This is a genomic window from Microvirga sp. GN3, from assembly GCF_055792825.1.
This window is the reverse complement of the sequence record NZ_JBVVAK010000008.1, coordinates 26,972-44,461: the sequence shown is the minus strand read 5'-3', so window position 1 is coordinate 44,461 and position 17,490 is coordinate 26,972. Positions and strand designations below refer to the sequence as shown.

The 17,490-nt window shown below is 63.5% G+C and carries 15 protein-coding genes; 9 read left to right on the top strand and 6 right to left on the bottom strand.

Going from position 1 to position 17,490, the window contains the following annotated elements; genetic code table 11:
• The first annotated feature begins 128 nt into the window (after positions 1-128).
• The 3 genes from ACS5Q1_RS06285 (at position 129) to acuI (ending at position 4,134) form a co-directional block, all read left to right on the top strand.
• A complete protein-coding gene (locus ACS5Q1_RS06285; RefSeq protein ID WP_473097369.1) occupies positions 129-1,559 on the top strand; it encodes a M10 family metallopeptidase C-terminal domain-containing protein in 1,431 nt (476 codons plus the stop codon).
• Between the two features lie 264 nt (positions 1,560-1,823).
• Positions 1,824-3,059: an MFS transporter gene (locus tag ACS5Q1_RS06280; protein ID WP_203440677.1), complete on the top strand. Its 1,236-nt coding sequence runs from the start codon at positions 1,824-1,826 to the stop codon at positions 3,057-3,059.
• Between the two features lie 85 nt (positions 3,060-3,144).
• Complete coding sequence (gene acuI / locus ACS5Q1_RS06275; RefSeq protein ID WP_473097368.1) at positions 3,145-4,134, top strand: acrylyl-CoA reductase (NADPH); 990 nt, start codon at positions 3,145-3,147, stop codon at positions 4,132-4,134.
• Between the two features lie 309 nt (positions 4,135-4,443).
• On the opposite strand, the gene ACS5Q1_RS06270 is transcribed toward acuI, so the two are convergent.
• Complete coding sequence (locus ACS5Q1_RS06270; RefSeq protein ID WP_473097367.1) at positions 4,444-5,385, bottom strand: LysR family transcriptional regulator; 942 nt, start codon at positions 5,383-5,385, stop codon at positions 4,444-4,446.
• Positions 5,386-5,548: 163 nt separating this feature from the next.
• Between ACS5Q1_RS06270 and wrbA the strand changes: the two genes are divergently transcribed.
• A complete protein-coding gene (wrbA, locus tag ACS5Q1_RS06265) occupies positions 5,549-6,151 on the top strand; it encodes an NAD(P)H:quinone oxidoreductase (RefSeq protein ID WP_473097366.1) in 603 nt (200 codons plus the stop codon).
• A gap of 151 nt (positions 6,152-6,302) precedes the next feature.
• On the opposite strand, the gene ACS5Q1_RS06260 is transcribed toward wrbA, so the two are convergent.
• Positions 6,303-7,292, bottom strand: coding sequence for an L-threonylcarbamoyladenylate synthase (locus tag ACS5Q1_RS06260; RefSeq protein ID WP_473097365.1), 990 nt, complete (start codon positions 7,290-7,292; stop codon positions 6,303-6,305).
• Between the two features lie 120 nt (positions 7,293-7,412).
• On the opposite strand from ACS5Q1_RS06260, the gene ACS5Q1_RS06255 reads away from it, so the two are divergent.
• The 4 genes from ACS5Q1_RS06255 to ACS5Q1_RS06240 all read left to right on the top strand — a co-directional run bounded on the left by ACS5Q1_RS06255 (position 7,413) and on the right by ACS5Q1_RS06240 (position 12,035).
• Entirely contained in the window at positions 7,413-9,191 is a 1,779-nt protein-coding gene (locus ACS5Q1_RS06255) for an acyl-CoA dehydrogenase (RefSeq protein WP_473097364.1), read from the top strand.
• Positions 9,192-9,195: 4 nt separating this feature from the next.
• Entirely contained in the window at positions 9,196-10,047 is an 852-nt protein-coding gene (locus ACS5Q1_RS06250) for an SDR family oxidoreductase (RefSeq protein WP_473097363.1), read from the top strand.
• A 163-nt stretch (positions 10,048-10,210) separates the two neighbouring features.
• The gene (locus ACS5Q1_RS06245) at positions 10,211-11,206 is read left to right on the top strand and encodes a magnesium transporter CorA family protein (RefSeq protein WP_203440671.1); all 996 of its coding nucleotides are present in this window, start codon (positions 10,211-10,213) and stop codon (positions 11,204-11,206) included.
• Positions 11,207-11,285: 79 nt separating this feature from the next.
• Positions 11,286-12,035, top strand: coding sequence for an SOS response-associated peptidase (locus ACS5Q1_RS06240; RefSeq protein WP_473097362.1), 750 nt, complete (start codon positions 11,286-11,288; stop codon positions 12,033-12,035).
• Positions 12,036-12,280: 245 nt separating this feature from the next.
• Here ACS5Q1_RS06240 and ACS5Q1_RS06235 read toward each other — a convergent pair whose 3' ends face one another.
• Both ACS5Q1_RS06235 and ACS5Q1_RS06230 read right to left on the bottom strand, forming a co-directional pair.
• Entirely contained in the window at positions 12,281-13,531 is a 1,251-nt protein-coding gene (locus tag ACS5Q1_RS06235) for a class I SAM-dependent RNA methyltransferase (protein ID WP_473097361.1), read from the bottom strand.
• On the bottom strand, positions 13,524-14,252 hold the full coding sequence (locus ACS5Q1_RS06230; RefSeq protein WP_473097360.1) for a TlyA family RNA methyltransferase: 729 nt from the start codon (positions 14,250-14,252) through the stop codon (positions 13,524-13,526). The genes ACS5Q1_RS06235 and ACS5Q1_RS06230 overlap by 8 nt, the downstream gene beginning before the upstream one ends.
• Positions 14,253-14,356: 104 nt before the next feature.
• Between ACS5Q1_RS06230 and ACS5Q1_RS06225 the strand changes: the two genes are divergently transcribed.
• A complete protein-coding gene (locus tag ACS5Q1_RS06225) occupies positions 14,357-15,070 on the top strand; it encodes a superoxide dismutase (protein ID WP_473097359.1) in 714 nt (237 codons plus the stop codon).
• 153 nt (positions 15,071-15,223) lie between these two features.
• On the opposite strand, the gene dxs is transcribed toward ACS5Q1_RS06225, so the two are convergent.
• Both dxs and ACS5Q1_RS06215 read right to left on the bottom strand, forming a co-directional pair.
• Positions 15,224-17,131 (bottom strand): 1-deoxy-D-xylulose-5-phosphate synthase, encoded by a 1,908-nt coding sequence (gene dxs / locus ACS5Q1_RS06220; RefSeq protein WP_473097358.1) that lies wholly within the window; start codon positions 17,129-17,131, stop codon positions 15,224-15,226.
• 102 nt (positions 17,132-17,233) lie between these two features.
• Positions 17,234-17,482 (bottom strand): exodeoxyribonuclease VII small subunit, encoded by a 249-nt coding sequence (locus tag ACS5Q1_RS06215; RefSeq protein WP_009764792.1) that lies wholly within the window; start codon positions 17,480-17,482, stop codon positions 17,234-17,236.
• Positions 17,483-17,490: the final 8 nt, after the last annotated feature.

Here is a 17,490-nt window from a genome sequence, read left to right as displayed (position 1 = left end):
GCGTTGGTAGTGGGATTATCTTGGATACTGTGAGGACCTCGTTTCAATGTCTGCATGTGCGCTGAGATACTTGAAGCGTGTAATATAGTACGGCAACGTTCTGGCGCGGCGTGTTGGGCGAGGGGATTGTGGCGAGTATCCGAGGTTCAGTTCCGGGCTCCGGCTATGGCAATGGCTTTGTGGATTCCCTCGTTTGGGGAGGCATGGCCTGGGATGTCGCGGGCAGGCCGATCAAAGTCTGGTTCGGCCAAAGCGAGGATTTTGCTGTCGCCGGCGCCGTTCACGGCCCCAGCGAAATTCTGACGAGTGGCGCATCGGTTCAGAATTGGAGCGATCTGGAGAAGTATATCTTCGATTATGCGACCCGGGTTTACGAGAGCGTCTGCGGGCTGAAATTCGAGCGCGCCAGGTCCGCCGTGGAGGCGGATATGGTCTGGTGGAAGAGCGCTTTGGACAATAACGTCCTCGGCATCCACGAAGTCCCGTTTAACGACCAGATCTGGGGATACTTCAACCCTGAAACTCCCTCGTGGGGCAGCCTGTATTTTGGCGGCGACGGTCTCTACACCATACTGCACGAGTTGGGCCATGGCGTGGGCCTGGCCCATCCGCACGATGGTGGGGCACGCGAGGACGCAACGACTTTTCCGGGTGTCGAGGATCCCTTTTCAACCGGGGCATACGGTTTGAACCAGGGTATCTGGACGATCATGTCCTACAACACCGGATGGGATGAGGCAGGATACGACCTGACCTATGGCAATCAGGCCAGACTGGGAGCCTTCGATATCGCCGCGTTGCAGGCGCTCTATGGAAAGAACATGAAAACGGGGCAGGGGAGCGATGTCTATACGCTGCCGACTTGGAACCTGAACGTCGACCTACAAGGATGGTCTTGCCTCTGGGATGCGGGCGGGCAGGATACGATCACCGCAGTGCGGGCGTCCGTTGGGGTCACTATCGATCTTCGTGCCGCGACCCTGCGGTCGGATGATCCCCATGCGGGCGGCTTCGTCTCGCGGGAGAAAGGCGTTGCCGGCGGCTATACGATTGCGAACGGCGTTGTGATCGAGAATGCCATCGGCGGACGCCGTGCCGACAAGCTTCAGGGCAATTCCGCCGCGAATGTGCTGAGCGGCGATGGCGGCGCCGACACGCTCCTCGGACATGCCGGCAATGACATCCTTCGCGGAGGTGCAGGCAACGACAAGCTCTATGGCGGTGCGGGGCGGGACATCTTCGTCTTCGACACCACGATCGGCAAGCATACGAATGTCGACCGGATCTACGACTTCAATTCGGCTGACGATTCGATCCGGCTCGAGAACAATATCTTTACTGAACTGGGCTCCGACGGCTCGTCCGGGCGGAAGACCTTCAAGGCCGACATGTTCGTTCAAGCGTCGAAGGCGCAGGACCGAGAGGATCGGATCGTCTACGACAGCAAGAAGGGCGTGCTCTCTTACGATCCGGACGGCAGTGGCGCAGCCGCGCAGGTGAAAATCGCCATGCTGCCGAAGAACCTCAAGATGACCTCGAACGACTTCTTCGTGATCTAGAGCATCGGACCCAAAAGTGGGTCCACTTTTGGGATCCAATCCGATGCTCCACTCTTTGAAGAGCGCATCGTTCGGTGCGGAAAACCGGGTCCACTTTTCCGCACGATGCGCTAGCGACAAGCAATCCGTATAAGAGAAACGATGGTACGGGAGCACCCGCACCCATCACAAAGCGTCATACCAAAGGCTACAAACTTTCAATGTTGCTGATGGTGGACTTAGGTTAGTCTGCGCGCCCTTGTTTCCCCTTGAGGGCCCTTGAGCATGTCTACTTCTCCCGCTCGATCCCGTGTTTCGCCGGAACTCATTGTCGTCTGCGGCTGCCTGATCGCCCTGATCACCTTCGGGCCGCGAGCGTCCTCCGGGCTGTTCCAGCTGCCCATGATCACGGAATATGGCTGGGGGCGGGATACCTTCGGCTTTGCCATCGCGATTCAGAACCTGCTCTGGGGCCTGGGCCAGCCTTTCGCGGGCGCCGTGGCGGATCGGTTCGGAGCCTTCCGGGTGCTCTGCACCGGCGCGCTGCTCTATGCCCTCGGCCTCGTCGTGATGGCCTATGCGACCACGCCCGGGATGCTGCATATCGGCGCCGGGGTGCTCATCGGCTTCGGTCTCTCCGGTTGCTCGTTCAATCTGGTGCTCGGCGCCTTCGGCAAGCTGCTGCCGGAGAAGTGGCGTCCCATGGCCTTCGGCGCCGGCACGGCGGCAGGCTCCTTCGGCCAGTTCCTGTTCCCGCCCATCGGCAACGTGCTGATCGATTCCTTCGGCTGGCATCAGGCCCTGCTGGTCTTCGCCGCGAGCGTGCTCCTCGTCATGCCGCTTGCTCTCGCGCTCGCCACACGGCCGACCGACGCCGCCCAGGCCGGAGCGTCCGTGCCGAGTCAATCGATTCGTCAGGCCCTGACCGAGGCGTTCCAGCACCGCTCCTATGTGCTGCTCGTGCTTGGCTTCTTCACCTGCGGCTTCCAGCTCGCTTTCATCACCGTGCACCTTCCAGCCTATCTCAAGGATGCGGGGCTCTCGGCCGCCGTCGGCGGATGGACCCTCGCGGTCATCGGCCTTGCCAATGCGGTCGGGTCGCTGGGTTCGGGCTGGCTCTCCACCCGCATGTCGAAGCGCTGGCTGCTCGCCTGGATCTATCTTGGTCGCTCGGTGGCGATTGCCGCCTTCATCCTGGTCCCGGCGACGCCTGTCACCTCGATCCTGTTCGGCATCTCCATCGGCCTTCTGTGGCTCTCCACCGTGCCGCCCACATCCTCCCTCGTGATGCTGATGTTCGGCACCCGCTACATGGCCATGCTCTACGGCTTCGCCTTCTTCTCGCATCAGGTCGGCGGCTTCCTCGGCGTGTGGCTCGGTGGTCTGCTCTACGAGATCAACGGCAATTACAGCGCGGTCTGGTGGCTCTCCGTCGTACTGGGCCTCGCCTCCGCCCTGATCAATCTGCCGATCAAGGAGCGGCCGGTGCAGCGCGAGCCGGGGCTGCAGCCTGCCGAGTAAGTTTTGTTCTGCTGCGAAGGGCTAAGGCCTTCCTGCTTGCTCTGATCCTCTGCCGCACCACAAATGGGTGCGGGGAGGAATCGGCATGAGCACGTTCAAAGCTGTCGTCATCGACAAGAGTGAAGCAGGTCAGAATGTCGAGATTCGCGCGTTCAATGAGGCGGATCTCATGGACGGCGACGTCACTGTACGCGTGTCGCATTCGACGCTGAACTACAAGGATGGTCTCGCGATCACCGGCAAGGCGCCGGTGGTGCGCCGCTTTCCGATGATTCCCGGCGTCGATCTCGTCGGCACCGTGGAAGCCTCCTCGAATCCCGATTTCAAGCCCGGCGATGCGGTGGTGCTCAATGGCTGGGGCTTGGGCGAGACCCATCTCGGAGCCTATGCGGAGAAGGTACGCGTCAAGGGCGACTGGCTGATCCCGTTGCCGCAAGGCCTGTCGCCGCTTCAGGCCATGGCCATCGGCACGGCGGGCTATACGGCGATGCTCTGCCTGATGGCACTGGAGCGTCATGGCCTACGCCCGGATCGCGGCCCCGCCATCGTCACAGGTGCGGTCGGCGGCGTCGGCTCGGTGGCCGTGGCGCTGCTCGCCAAGGCCGGCTGGCATGTGATCGCCTCGACCGGACGGCCCGAGGAAGCCGATTACCTGAAAGGCCTCGGAGCCGCCGAGATCCTCGACCGCAGCGAGCTCACCGGACCCTCACGGCCGCTCGCCAAGGAGCGCTGGGCGGTGGGTGTCGATACGGTCGGTTCCACGACGCTCGCCAATGTCCTGTCCATGACGAAATACGGTGGCGCAATTGCCGCCTGCGGGCTTGCGGGTGGGATGGATCTGCCGACGACGGTCGCGCCCTTCATCCTGCGCAACGTGGCGCTGCTCGGCGTCGATTCGGTGATGGCTCCCAAGGCATTGCGGCTCGAAGCCTGGAACCGGATCGCCCACGAACTCGACCACGACAAGCTCGCCGCCATGACTTCGACGGTCTCGCTCGATCAGGTGTTGGAGGCGGGACGTGAAATTGTGGAAGGCAGGATCAAGGGAAGGGTCGTGGTGGAGATCACGCACTGACAACTCTCCACGTCATGGCAGTCTCGACACTCCGCCCTCCTCAGAGGCTGGTTCATAAAGAGAGCGGGCACCAGAAACCCTCCTCCCCCTTGTGGGGAGGAGTTCGAGGTGGGGGTGTCGGTGCCTCATTTGGATAGGCTATCGCTCACACCCCCACCCTTGATCCCTCCCCACAAGGGGGAGGGAGAATGCGTCTGCGCTTCACAACAATAATGAGCCAGACTTTCAGGATGAGGTGAGAGTGTGCTGAAATCGAGATCACCGGCACAAGGCCGGTGATGACGTAAGCGAGGTGCTGACAATCGACAATTAAACCGCCGGAGCCGGAACTTTCTTCCCGGCCCCCTCGATCCACTTCTTCTGCTTGGCGATCTCGGCTGCCATGAAATCCATGAACGCGCGCACGCGCGCGGATTGGCGCAGGTCCGGATGGGTCAGCAGCCACAGGCCCGCAGAGAAATCGCCATTGATGTCCGACAGACGGACGAGATCGGGATTCGAATCCGCGATGAAACAGGGCAGGGGGCCGATGCCGGTTCCGGCTTGGACCGCCTCGGAGAGGCCGAGCACCGTGTTGACCTTGTAGACGATGTTCTCCGGCGTCACGTGCTCGCGCACGAAGCGGGCGACCTTCATCGTCGCCAGATTGTCGCCGAGCGCGACCCAGTGACGGTCGAACAGATCGGCGAGGCTGACATCGTCCGGGCCTCGGACATCAGGAAAATCCGCCACCCGGCCATAGATCGCCCAGGCAATCGTCGCCACGCGGCGTCCGACAAGGGTCTCCGGCGGATCGTCGGTGGCGCGGATCGCCACGTCCGCGTCGCGCTTCGACAGGTTCAGCGCCTGGTTGGCGAGCACCACATCGAGCCGCATCTCGGGACAGGCCGTGATGAAACGGGCGAAGATCGGGGTCAGAAGGTGGACAAGCAGCGTGTCATTGGTCGTGACCCGCAGCTCTCCGGTCGGGGCCACGGCCTGGCCTGCGAGTTTGCGCGTGAAGGCGGTGACATTCTCGTCCATCTGCTCGGCGAGCGCCGACATCTCTTCCCCGGCGGGCGTGAGGACATAGCCGGTTCGGTGACGCTCGAAGAGCTTGACCCCGAGATTGTCCTCCATCTGGCCGAGCCTGCGAAAGACTGTCGAGTGGTTCACCCCAAGCTTTTCAGCCGCGCCGGCAAGGCCGCTGGCCTCGGCGATGATCTTCACGAGCCTGAAATCGTCCCAGTCGAGATGCTGCTGCTTGGCCATCTTTATGCATTCACGCAAGAGAGACCCTGCATATCTAACACTGGTTTTGCAGCGAGGAAAGGTTATCTTCCACGGCGTCAAACAACGGCAGGCGATGCTCTTCCGGTCCACTCAACAGGAGCCGGAGACGGGTCGTTCTGCGGTCCAACGCACTGGAGATCACATGACCAAGGTTCTGGTTCTGTATTATTCGTCCTGGGGGCACATCGAGCAGATGGCCTATGCCGCCGCCGAAGGTGCCCGCGAGGCCGGGGCCGAGGTCGTGGTGAAGCGCGTGCCGGAGCTCGTGCCGGCCGAGATCGCGCAGGCTGCCCATTACAAGACCGACCAGAAGGCGCCCATCGCCACCGTCGAGGAGCTGCCCGAATACGACGCCATCATCATCGGTACGCCGACCCGCTATGGCACCATGACGGCGCAGATGAAGAACTTCCTCGACCAGACCGGCGGTCTGTGGGCTCAAGGAAAGCTCATCGGCAAGGTCGGCTCGGTCTTCACCTCGACAGCCACCCAGCACGGCGGCCAGGAAGCCACCATCCTGACCACGCTGCCGGTGCTGCTGCACCACGGCATGGTGGTCGTCGGCCTGCCTTACTCGTTCCAGGGTCAGATGGGCGTGGACCAGATCCGCGGTGGCTCGCCCTACGGCGCCTCGACCATCGCCGCCGGCGACGGCTCGCGCCAGCCGAGCGAGATCGATCTCGACGGCGCCCGCTTCCAGGGCAAGCACGTGGCCCAGATCGCGGCCAAGCTCGCTGCGAAGTAACAAACTCTCACGTCATGGCCGTCCCCGGACTTGATCCGGGGATCAGTCCCGGCCATCTCGATACTGTGAGGCACGGCGCATCAACCAATCGGGATCACCGGCGCAAGGCCGGTGATGACGTGTTGCGGTTCGATGATTCCCTCGGAGCGGATCACCGTTCCGCTGCGGCGCGCTTCAGGCGGTCGTTGATGGCCTCGCCCAGGCCGGTCTCCGGAATGGGGCCGACCGCGATGGTGGCAGCGCCCGAGGCGTCGAGCTGCCTGAGATAGGAAAACAGATGAGCGGCGGCCTCCACGAGGTCGCCGTTTTTGCTGAGGTTCAGGGCGGCGTGCGCTGTGTCCGCTCCCGGAATGGACTCACCGCCGAAGAGCAGTGCAGCCTCGCCCGGCTGGATGTGCGTCGCGTTCAAACGCACCTGCGCCCGCGGGGCGTAATGGGACGCCAGCATGCCCGGCGCGAGCGGATTGGCCCCTGCCTCTACACCCACCTCGAGCTTTTCGCCGATCAACGCCTCGATGGCCTCACGCGGCACGCCGCCCGGCCGGAGCAGGCGCGGGGTGCCGCCGAGGCACGAAACGATGGTCGATTCGACGCCGACCTGGGCGGCGCCTCCGTCGAGCACCGCATCGATGCGCCCATCGAGATCCCCCAGCACATGATCCGCATCGGTCGGGCTTACGCGGCCCGAGCGGTTGGCCGAGGGCGCAGCGACGGGGCGCCCAGTCGCCTCCAGAAGGGCATGGGCGAGGCGATGGGCGGGAACTCGCAGGCCGACGCTGTCGAGGCCCGCGCGGGCGAGGTCGGAGATGGTACAGGAGGGAGCGACCGGCACCACGAGAGTCAGCGGACCGGGCCAGAAGGCCTCCGCCAGACGCGTGGCCGTCTCGTCGAACAGGCCGTGTCTTTTAGCGGACTCGAAGCTGTCCAGATGAGCAATAAGGGGGTTGAAGCTCGGGCGCTCCTTGGCGGCGTAGATCCGGGCCACGGCTTCCGCATCGGTCGCATCGGCGCCCAGCCCGTAGACCGTCTCCGTCGGGAAGGCCACGAGACCGCCGCGCCGCAGGATGGAGGCCGCCTGAGCAAGACCCGCCGCATCGGCTGCCAGACGCTCCGTTTGGCGCATTGACCCGTGATCGTTCACGTCTAAACTATCCTCTGCCTGTGAGGCATTTGCCTGTCTGTCTTTGCCCTTGCCGGGCGGGTTTAACGGCGCGAGAACACGCGTCAATATGAAAAGCCCCATGTTTGAGAGGAAACCTTGATGACCTACCGCGCGCCTGTCCCGGACATCGTCTTTACCATGCGGCATGTGGCGGGCCTCGACCGGGCCGTGGCCGACGGGGTCTATGGCGATCTCTCCGCCGATCTGAGCCGGACGATCCTGGAGGAGGCGGGCCGTTTCGCCAACGACGTGATCGCGCCTCTCAATTGGGAGGGCGACAAGTACGGCGCGACCCTCAAGGACGGGGCAGTAACCACTGCCCCCGGCTGGAAGCAGGCCTACAAGGCCTGGACCGAGGCCGGATGGAACGCGCTGCCGGGACCGGTGGATTTCGGCGGGCAGGGCTTGCCGACGCTGCTCAATTCGGCCTGTGTCGAGATGTGGAATTCCGCCTCCATGGCCTTCGGCATCGGTCCCGTGCTGACCATGGGCGCCATCGAGGCGCTCGTTCAGCATGGCTCGGAGGATCTCAAGAGTCGCTATCTCGAAAAGCTCGTTTCCGGCGAGTGGACGGCGACGATGAATCTGACGGAGCCGCAGGCGGGCTCCGATCTTGCGGCAATCCGCTCGCGTGCCGAACCCTCGGGCGACGGCACCTATCGCATCACGGGCCAGAAGATTTTCATCACCTATGGCGAGCACGATCTGACCGACAACATCGTCCACCTCGTGCTGGCACGCCTGCCGGATGCGCCGGCCGGCACGCGCGGCATCTCGCTCTTCCTCGTGCCGAAGTTTCTGCCCGATGGCACGCGCAACGACGTGCGTTGCCATTCCATCGAGCATAAGCTCGGCATCCATGCCTCGCCCACCTGCACCATGATCTTCGGCGACAATGGCGGCGCCATCGGCTGGCTCGTGGGTGAGGAAAATCGCGGTCTCGCCTGCATGTTCACGATGATGAACAACGCGCGCCTCGCGGTCGGCCTGCAGGGCGTGGCGATTGCCGAGCGCGCCTACCAGCAGGCGCTTGCTTACGCCAATGAGCGCAAGCAGGGCCGCGCCATCGGTGCGACGGAGGGCATGAGCCCCATCGTCGTGCATCCGGACGTGCAGCGAAACCTGCTCACCATGAAGGCGCTGACCGCTGCGGCGCGCGCGATCTGCTATTTGACGGCAGAGGCCATCGACCGCGCGCATCTCGAAGAGGATCCCACGCGTCGGAAAAAGGCCAACGAACGCGCCTCCCTTCTGACTCCCGTTGCAAAAGCCTTCTCGACCGATATCGGCATGGAGGTAGCCTCGCTCGGTGTGCAGGTCCATGGCGGCATGGGCTTCGTCGAGGAGACGGGCGCCGCGCAGCATTTGCGCGATGCGCGCATCGCGCCGATCTACGAGGGCACGAACGGCATCCAGGCGATCGATCTCGTCACGCGCAAGCTGCCGCTCTCCGGCGGCGAGACGGTGCGGGCGCAGATCGCTTCCATGCGCGCGACCGTGGCGCGGCTCCTGAAGGAGAACACACCGGCCTTCGGCGCTACTGCGCCGCGCCTGCGCGATGCCGTCGAGAGTCTCGACCGCGCGACGGGCTATCTCCTGAAGGCCGTCTCGTCCAATGCACAGGGCGAGGCGCTGGCCGGTGCAACGCCATACGTGAGGCTCTTCGCGCTGGCGCAGGGTGGCGCGGCGCTGGCCGAAATGGCGCTCGCTGCGAATGCCCAAGCGGTTGCTGGCGACGCGGATCCCGCTCATGCCGGCCGCATCGCGCTCTGCCGCTTCTTTGCCGAGAACATCGCCGTCGGTGCCAAGGGACTGGAAGATACGGTGATGGGCGGGGCAGGTTTCCTGCAGGATGCAACCCTGGCGCTAGCGAGCTGATCCCATGAGCCTCAAAGGTAAAACTCTCTTCATCACCGGCGCCTCGCGCGGCATCGGTCTTGCCATCGGCCTTCGCGCCGCGAAGGACGGTGCGAACGTGGTCATCGCGGCCAAGACCACCGACCCGCACCCGAAGCTTCCCGGCACGATTTATACGGCGGCGGAAGAAATCGAGGCGGTGGGCGGTAGGGCACTGCCGCTCGTGGTCGATGTGCGCGACGAGGAGGCGGTGAAGGGCGCGATAGAGAAAACGGTCGAGACCTTCGGCGGCCTCGACATCGTGGTCAACAACGCAAGTGCCGTCAGCCTTACCCCTACGCCGCAGACCGACATGAAGCGCTTCGATCTGATGCATCAGATCAACGCGCGCGGCACCTACATGGTCTCGAAATACGCCATTCCGCATCTGGAGAAGGCGGAGAATCCGCACATTCTCATGCTCTCTCCGCCACTCGACATGAGCGAGAAGTGGTTCGCGCCGCATCTGGCCTATTCGCTGGCCAAATACGGCATGAGCATTTGCGTCCTGGGTCTCGCAGGGGAATTGCGGGGCAGGGGGATCGCCGTCAATGCGCTCTGGCCGCGCACGACGATTGCCACAAGCGCGATCAGGAACCTGCTGGGCGGCGACGAACTCGTGCAGGCGAGCCGCACCCCCGAGATCCTGGCCGATGCGGCCTATGCGATCTTCCAGAAACCCTCGAAGAGCTTCTCAGGCCATTTCCTCATCGACGATGTGTTCCTGCACGGCGAGGGTGTGACCGATTTCGAGAAATACCGGGTCGATCCGACGAAGCCCCTCGCACCCGACTTCTTCGTGCCGGATGACACGTCGCCCCTGTCATCCTTGCGTTAAATGGGCCTGTTCATTGTCAGCCCCGGCGAGCCGCAGGCGAGGGAAGGGGATCCACCAAGGCGCTGGGCCCGATTGTGGATCCCCTTCCCCTCCGCTACGCTCCGGCCGGGGATGACAAGGGTTACCTGGTCCAAGCCAAGATTCTTGAGGGGCGAGAGCGCTTATGATTGTGATCCACAAGCCGACACAGGTGATCGGACCGATAGGCGAGTCCCTCGACCGCCATGTTCTCCCGCCGGGTGAGCCGATCCCTCATGATGCCTTGTGGATCGACCTGATCGAGCCGACGAAGGAAGAGGACAGACTCGTCGAGACCTATCTCAACATCGAGATCCCGACCAAGGAGGAGATGGCGGATATCGAGCCCTCTGAAATTCTCTACAACGAGAACAACGCGCGCTACATGACGGCTCGCGTTCTATGCAGCTCCGACACCGAGAATCCGAAACTCATCGATGTCTCCTTCATCCTGACGGAGAAGGCACTCGTGACCGTGCGCTATGGCGAGCCGCGCTCTTTCAACATGTTCATGGCCCGCGCGGTGAAGCCAGGCGGCTGTCGGCACAGACCGGAGGCCGTGCTCGATGGATTGTTAGAGACCATCATCGACCGTGCCGCCGAGATCCTGGGAGCTGTCGGAACGCGCATCGAACGACTATCGCAGGCGATCTTCGAGAACGAAAAGCAAGGTGCGCGCCGCGCTGCCTCCTACCGCGTTGCCCTGAGATCCATCGGTCGCAAGGGCGACATCATCTCAAACGTGCGCGAGAGCATGGTATCGGTGGAGCGCATGTTACTGTTCCTGTCCGCCAGCATGCCGCGGCCGCAGAAGACGGCGGGCTATCAGTCCGAATGGCGCACGGCGCTTCGCGACGTGCAATCCATCGAGGAGCATGCAAACTTTCTCTCCAGCAAGGTTCAGTTTCTGCTCGACGCAACGCTCGGCTTCGTCACCATGGAACAGAACGACATCATCAAGATCTTCTCGGTCATGTCGGTGATCTTCCTGCCGCCGACCCTGGTCTCGTCGCTCTACGGCATGAACTTCAAGATCATGCCGGAACTCGAATGGGAGTTCGGCTATCTTTGGGCGATCGCCCTGATGGTGCTCGCCGCCGTGCTGCCCTATCTGTTCTTCCGCTGGAAGCGGTGGCTCTGATGTACAGCACTGTCATGCCGGGGCCGCGTAGCGGAGCTCGGAATGGCAGTGGGATAGCCTAAGAACCGAGGAGCAATCCATGTGCGGACGTTTCGCCATCTCTCTCGACCCCGAGATCTATCGGGATTTCTATGGCTATCCCGAGCAGCCGAATTTTCCTCCGCGCTACAACGTGGCTCCTACGCAGCCCGTGCCGATCGTGCTGGAGGATCGGGGCGAGCGGCATTTCATGCTGGTGCGCTGGGGCTTCCTGCCGTCCTGGGTGAAGGATCCGAAGGATTTTCCTCTCGTCATCAACGCCCGCGGCGAAACACTGCAGACGAAGCCGACCTTCAAGGCGGCGTTGAAGCGCCGGCGCTGCATTTTCCTCGCCGATGGCTTCTATGAATGGCAGCGCCATGGACGGGAGAAGACGCCATTCCTGATCCGCCCGCGCGACCGCAAACCCATGCCGATGGCAGGCCTGTGGGAAACCTATAGCAGTCCTGACGGCGGCGAGATCGATACGGCCGCCATTGTGACGACCGATGCCAATGGCACGCTTTCCGCTGTGCACGATCGCATGCCGGTGATCCTCTCACCGGACGATATCGCTGCATGGCTCGACGTGCGTGACGAGCGCGCCGACGTGATGCGCCTCGTGCGCCCCTGTCCCGACGATTGGCTCGACATGGTGCCGGTCTCAAGCCGTGTCAACAAGGTCGAGAACGACGATGCTGGGTTGATGGAGCCGCCGAGCGAACCGGAGCCCGCGCCAGTGAAGGAGAAGAAGCCCAAGGCCAAGAAGCCGCTCTCCAGCGACGAGGACGAGCAGGGAAGTTTGTTTTAGGCTTTTCCAGCACGGTCATCCCGAACGGAGTATAGCGACGATCCGGGATCGCAAGACCAGTCCAGCACCGTCATCCCGGGGCCGCGCAGCGGAGCCCGGGATCCATAGCCACGACAGCAGTTCAGCTGGCACCGCCAGCGGTTATGGATCCCCGCCTTCGCGGGGATGACAGTGGAGGTTCGGGCGCCTCATCCTGCTGACGATCCCGGATCTCCGCTCCGCTTCGCCCGGGATGACGGTTTGGATTACCGCCGCTTCTTCACCGCGTCCCGCTTCAAGATCCCGACGACTTCCAGATGCGGCGAGTGCTTGAACTGATCGACCGGGATGACGCGTTCCAGGCGATAGCCGCTGCTCATCAAAATCGCGGCATCGCGGGCGAAGGTGGCGGCGTCGCAGGAGACGCTGACGACGAACGGAACTTTCGACACGGCAAGCTGCTTCACTTGGGCTTCGGCACCCGCGCGGGGTGGATCGAGCACAACCGCATCGAAGACGTTGAGCTCAGGCGTCAGCAGCGGCCGGCGGAAGAGGTCGCGCGCTTCGGTCGTGACGCGGCGCAGACCCGGCGTCGCGCGTACAGCCTTGTCGAGGGCTGTCATCGAACCCTTGTCGAATTCGACGGCGTGCACGTCCGCTTTCTCCGCGAGCCGCAATGAGAAGGGGCCTGTTCCGGCAAAAAGATCGGCGACACGCTTGGCACGCGCGCAGGCCTCAACGACGAAACCGGCAAGCGTCTCCTCGCCGAGTCTCGTCGCCTGAAGGAACGAGCCTGGGGGTGGAACTACCGAGGCACGGCCCATGACGATGGCGGGAGGCCGGCGCTCCACGATCACGTCGCCATGGACCGACAGACGCGAGAGATCGAGTTCGCGTGCGAGGTCGATGAGGCTCAGGCGGTCCGCATCCTTCATCGGCCCGTGCCCGCGTACATCCACGTCAAAGCCGGTCTGTGTCGTGGTGATCTGGATGTCGAGCGGCTTGCGCGGGCCTTTCAGATGCTCGCCGATCGCGCGCGCAATCGCCGGTGCCCGTTCCTTCAAAGCAGGTTCCGTAATGGGACAGAATGCAATCTCGACGATCTGGTGGCTGCGCGGCGCCATGAAGCCCACATGCATGGCGCGGTCAGGAAAGCGCACGTGCAGCGTGACGCGCCGGCGCCCCTCGCCATGGGCATCGATGAGAGGATCGACGGGAGCTTCGATCCTCGCCTGCTTCAAGGTATGGACGAGCGTTCCGTATTTCCACGCCCGATAGAAACCGTGCTTCATGTGCTGCGTTGCGCAGCCGCCGCATGCGTCGAAATACGGGCAGAACGGCGTCTCGCGCTCGGGCGATGAAACATCGACGCTGACGAGGCGCGCATGCGATCCGTCTCGCTCGATGGTGACCGTCTCTCCTGGCAGCACCTTGGGCACGAAGACGGAGCCGGAAGATGCCTCCGCGATGCCGTCAGCCTTCGCGCCGAGGCGCCTGATCACGACCTGTTCAACCACGACGGGCTCCCAACACGAATTCACGATTGCCGTCGCCGCCCTCGATGGGCGAGGGGACGAGCCCGATGATGGTGAAGCCGAGCGAGGCGACGAAAGCCGTCATGTCCTCGGAAACGGCGCGATGCACCGCCTCGTCGCGAACGATGCCCTTCTTCACGTGAGCGCGTCCGGCCTCGAATTGCGGCTTCACCAGAACGGCGAGTTCTGCGCGGGGCTTCAGCAGGGCGATGGCAGGAGGCAGAACGAGTTTGAGCGAAATGAAGCTCACATCCGAAACCAGCAGATCGGCGGCTTGCGGGATGAGCCCTGTCGTCAGCGAACGGGCATCCGTGCCCTCGAAATTCGTCACCCGTGCATTGCCGACGATGGTGGGGTGCAACTGGCCGTGTCCCACATCCACCGCGTAGACATGGGCCGCACCGCGCTTCACCAGCACTTCCGTGAAGCCGCCCGTGGAGGCGCCGATGTCAAGGCATATCTTGTTCTTCGGGTCGATGTGGAAGGCGTCGAGCGCCGCCGCCAGCTTCACGCCGCCGCGAGACACGTAAGGATGCGGCTGCTCGGCCGTGATGACCGCTTCCTCAGGGACCGCATCGGACGCCTTGCGGATGACGGCCCCATTCACGGTCACGAGGCCGGCCGCAATCGCCTCCTGCGCCCGGGCGCGGCTTGCAAAGAAGCCCCGCTCGACCAGAACCACATCGGCGCGCCTGCGGGTCATTAAGGCCTCGAATCCATCCGGTTCACGATCCCTTCATGGCCGGAACCTGAGTCCCGCCCTAGAACATCTTTCGTTCACAATCCCTACAGGCCCACGGAGATCCCATGATCAGCCGTCGACATCTTTTGACAGGGGCGACCCTGTTCGCCGCCAGCGCTGCCATTCCCCGCGCCTGGGCGCAAGCCCCATCGGGCCCCTTCAAGCTCGATCCCTTGCCTTATGCGCCGTCCAAGAACGAGCCGCATATCGATGCCCAGACCATGGAGATCCACCATGGCAGGCACCATGCGGCCTATGTCAACAATCTCAACGCGGCCCTGAGCCAGAATGCGGAGACGGCCAAGATGCCGCTCCAGGACATGCTGGCGAACCTGAACAAAGTCCCTGAGTCGATCCGGGCTGCGATCCGCAACAATGGCGGGGGACATGCCAACCACACCATGTTCTGGCAGATCATGGGCGGGTCGGGCGGCGAGCCATCGGGCGATCTGAAGGCAGCCATCGACCGGGATCTCGGCGGATTCCAGAAGCTCCAGGAGGATTTCAATACCGCAGGGACGCGACAATTCGGCTCCGGCTGGGTCTTCGTGACGGTTGCCCGTGACGGCAAGCTCGCCCTCGTGGCGAAGCCCAACCAGGATACGCCCCTCATGGAAGGGCAGAGGGTCCTGATGGGCAACGACGTGTGGGAGCATGCCTATTACCTGAAATACCAGAACCGCCGGCCGGACTATCTCAAGGCATGGTGGAACGTCCTCGACTGGAACAAGATCGGCCAGCGCTACGCTGCGGCGAAGGCGGGAACGCTGACGGTTTGATGTCGCAGAGACACGTCGGACATTATCCCCTCGACGTCATCAGTGGCCTTGTGCCGGTGATCTCGATTGGAGGAGCATAGCGCTTCAAGGGATCGGGATGGCCGGGACTGATCCCCGGATCAAGTCCGGGGACGGTCATGACCGAGGAGGGGCTTAAGCCCTGACCTTCCGGGCCTCTTCCTTGCCGAGGGCCTCGAACACCTTGGTCACGATGCCGGCCGCATCGAGCCCAGCTTTGGCGTACATGCGCTCCGGCTTGTCCTGGTCCTGGTAGATGTCGGGCAGGACCATCGAGCGCACCTTCAGGGTGCCGCGGTCGAGGGTGCCCCTATCGGAGAGAAGCTGCAGCACGAAGGAGCCGAAGCCGCCAATCGAGCCTTCCTCGACGGTGACGAGCACCTCGTGATCGCGGGCAAGCCGCAGAATCAGCTCCTCGTCCAGGGGCTTGGCGAAGCGGGCATCGGCCACGGTGGTGGACAGGCCGCGTGCCTCCAGTTCCTCCGCCGCCTTCAGGGCTTCGGAGAGGCGGGTGCCGAGCGACAGAATGGCAATGCGGCTGCCTTCCTTGACGATCCGGCCCTTGCCGATGGCAAGCGGGATGCCCTTTTCGGGCATGTCGACACCAACACCCTCACCGCGCGGATAGCGGAAGGCGATGGGGCCTGAATCATAGGCTGCGGCGGTCGCCACCATATGGACCAGCTCCGCCTCATCGGCAGCAGCCATGACCACCATGTTCGGCAGGCAGCCGAGATAGGCGATATCGAAGGAACCGGCATGGGTCGCGCCGTCCGCGCCGACGAGGCCGGCCCGGTCGAGGGCGAAGCGCACCGGCAGGTTCTGGATCGCCACGTCGTGCACCACTTGGTCGTAGGCGCGCTGCAGGAAGGTGGAATAGATGGCGCAGAAGGGCTTGTAGCCCTCCGTCGCCATGCCGGCGGCAAAGGTCACTGCGTGCTGCTCGGCGATGCCCACGTCGAAGGTGCGGGCGGGGAATTCCTTACCGAACATGTCGATGCCAGTGCCTGACGGCATGGCGGCCGTGACGGCGACGATCTTGTCGTCCTTGTGCGCTTCCTTGATCAGGCTCTCGCCGAATACCTTGGTGTAGGAGGGGGCATTGGCCTTGGCCTTGGTCTGCGCACCCGTCACCACGTCGAAGGTGACGACGCCGTGATACTTGTCGGCGGCGGCCTCCGCAGGCGCATAGCCCTTGCCCTTCTTGGTCACCACATGGACGAGGACCGGGCCGGTCTCGGTGTCGCGCACATTCTTCAGGATCGGCAGCAGGTGGTCGAGATTGTGCCCGTCGATGGGGCCGACATAGTAGAAGCCGAGCTCCTCGAACATGGTGCCGCCGGTCCAGAAGCCGCGGGCGAATTCCTCGGCGCGCTGGGCCTTCTCGTAGATGAATTTCGGCAGCTTCTTCGCCAGCTGCTTGGCCGTCTCGCGGATGCCGCGATAGGTGCCGCCGGAGACGAGACGGGCGAGATAGGACGACATGGCGCCGGTCGGCGGCGCGATCGACATGTCGTTGTCGTTCAGGATGACGATGAGGCGCGAATGCATGGCGCCGGCATTGTTCATGGCCTCATAGGCCATGCCGGCCGACATGGCCCCGTCGCCGATCACGGCGATCACGTTGTTCGTCTTGCCTTCCAGATCCCGCGCCACGGCCATGCCAAGGCCAGCCGAGATCGAGGTCGAGGAATGGGCCGCGCCGAAGGGGTCGTATTCGCTCTCGGAACGCTTGGTGAAGCCCGACAGCCCGTCCGCCTGGCGCAGGGTCCGGATCCGGTCGCGGCGACCGGTGAGGATCTTGTGCGGGTAGGCCTGGTGGCCCACGTCCCAGATCACCCGGTCGCGGGGCGTGTCGAACACGTAATGCAGCGCCACCGTCAGCTCGACCACACCTAAGCCCGCGCCGAGATGCCCGCCCGTGACGGACACGGCGCTGATCGTCTCGGTGCGCAGCTCATCCGCCACCTGCCGGAGCTGGTTTTCGGGCAAATGACGCAGATCGTCCGGAGTCTTGATGGTGTCGAGGAGGGGTGTGGACAACGTTTTACTCGCCAAGCTTCAGCCGGAGGCCAGATCCTTTGAGATAAGGTCGCACCGGGCCCGGGTCAAATGCGTGGCTCCGGGCCTTCCTGCCAAGCCAGCCTATTCCGCAACGTCCAGCGGAGCCGTGCCGGAGGCGGCTCCGTCGGGGCCGATGGTGATCTTCTCGATGCGGGCCTCGGCCTTCTTGAGGAGTTGCTCGCAATGCTTCTTCAGGGCCTCGCCGCGCTCATAGATCGCAATCGAATCCTCCAGGGGCACATCGCCGCGCTCGAGGCGGCGGACGATGTCCTCCAGCTCGGCCAGGGCCTTTTCGAAGGGGAGGGTCTTGATGGAAGCGGTGTCGGTCATGCGGTTAT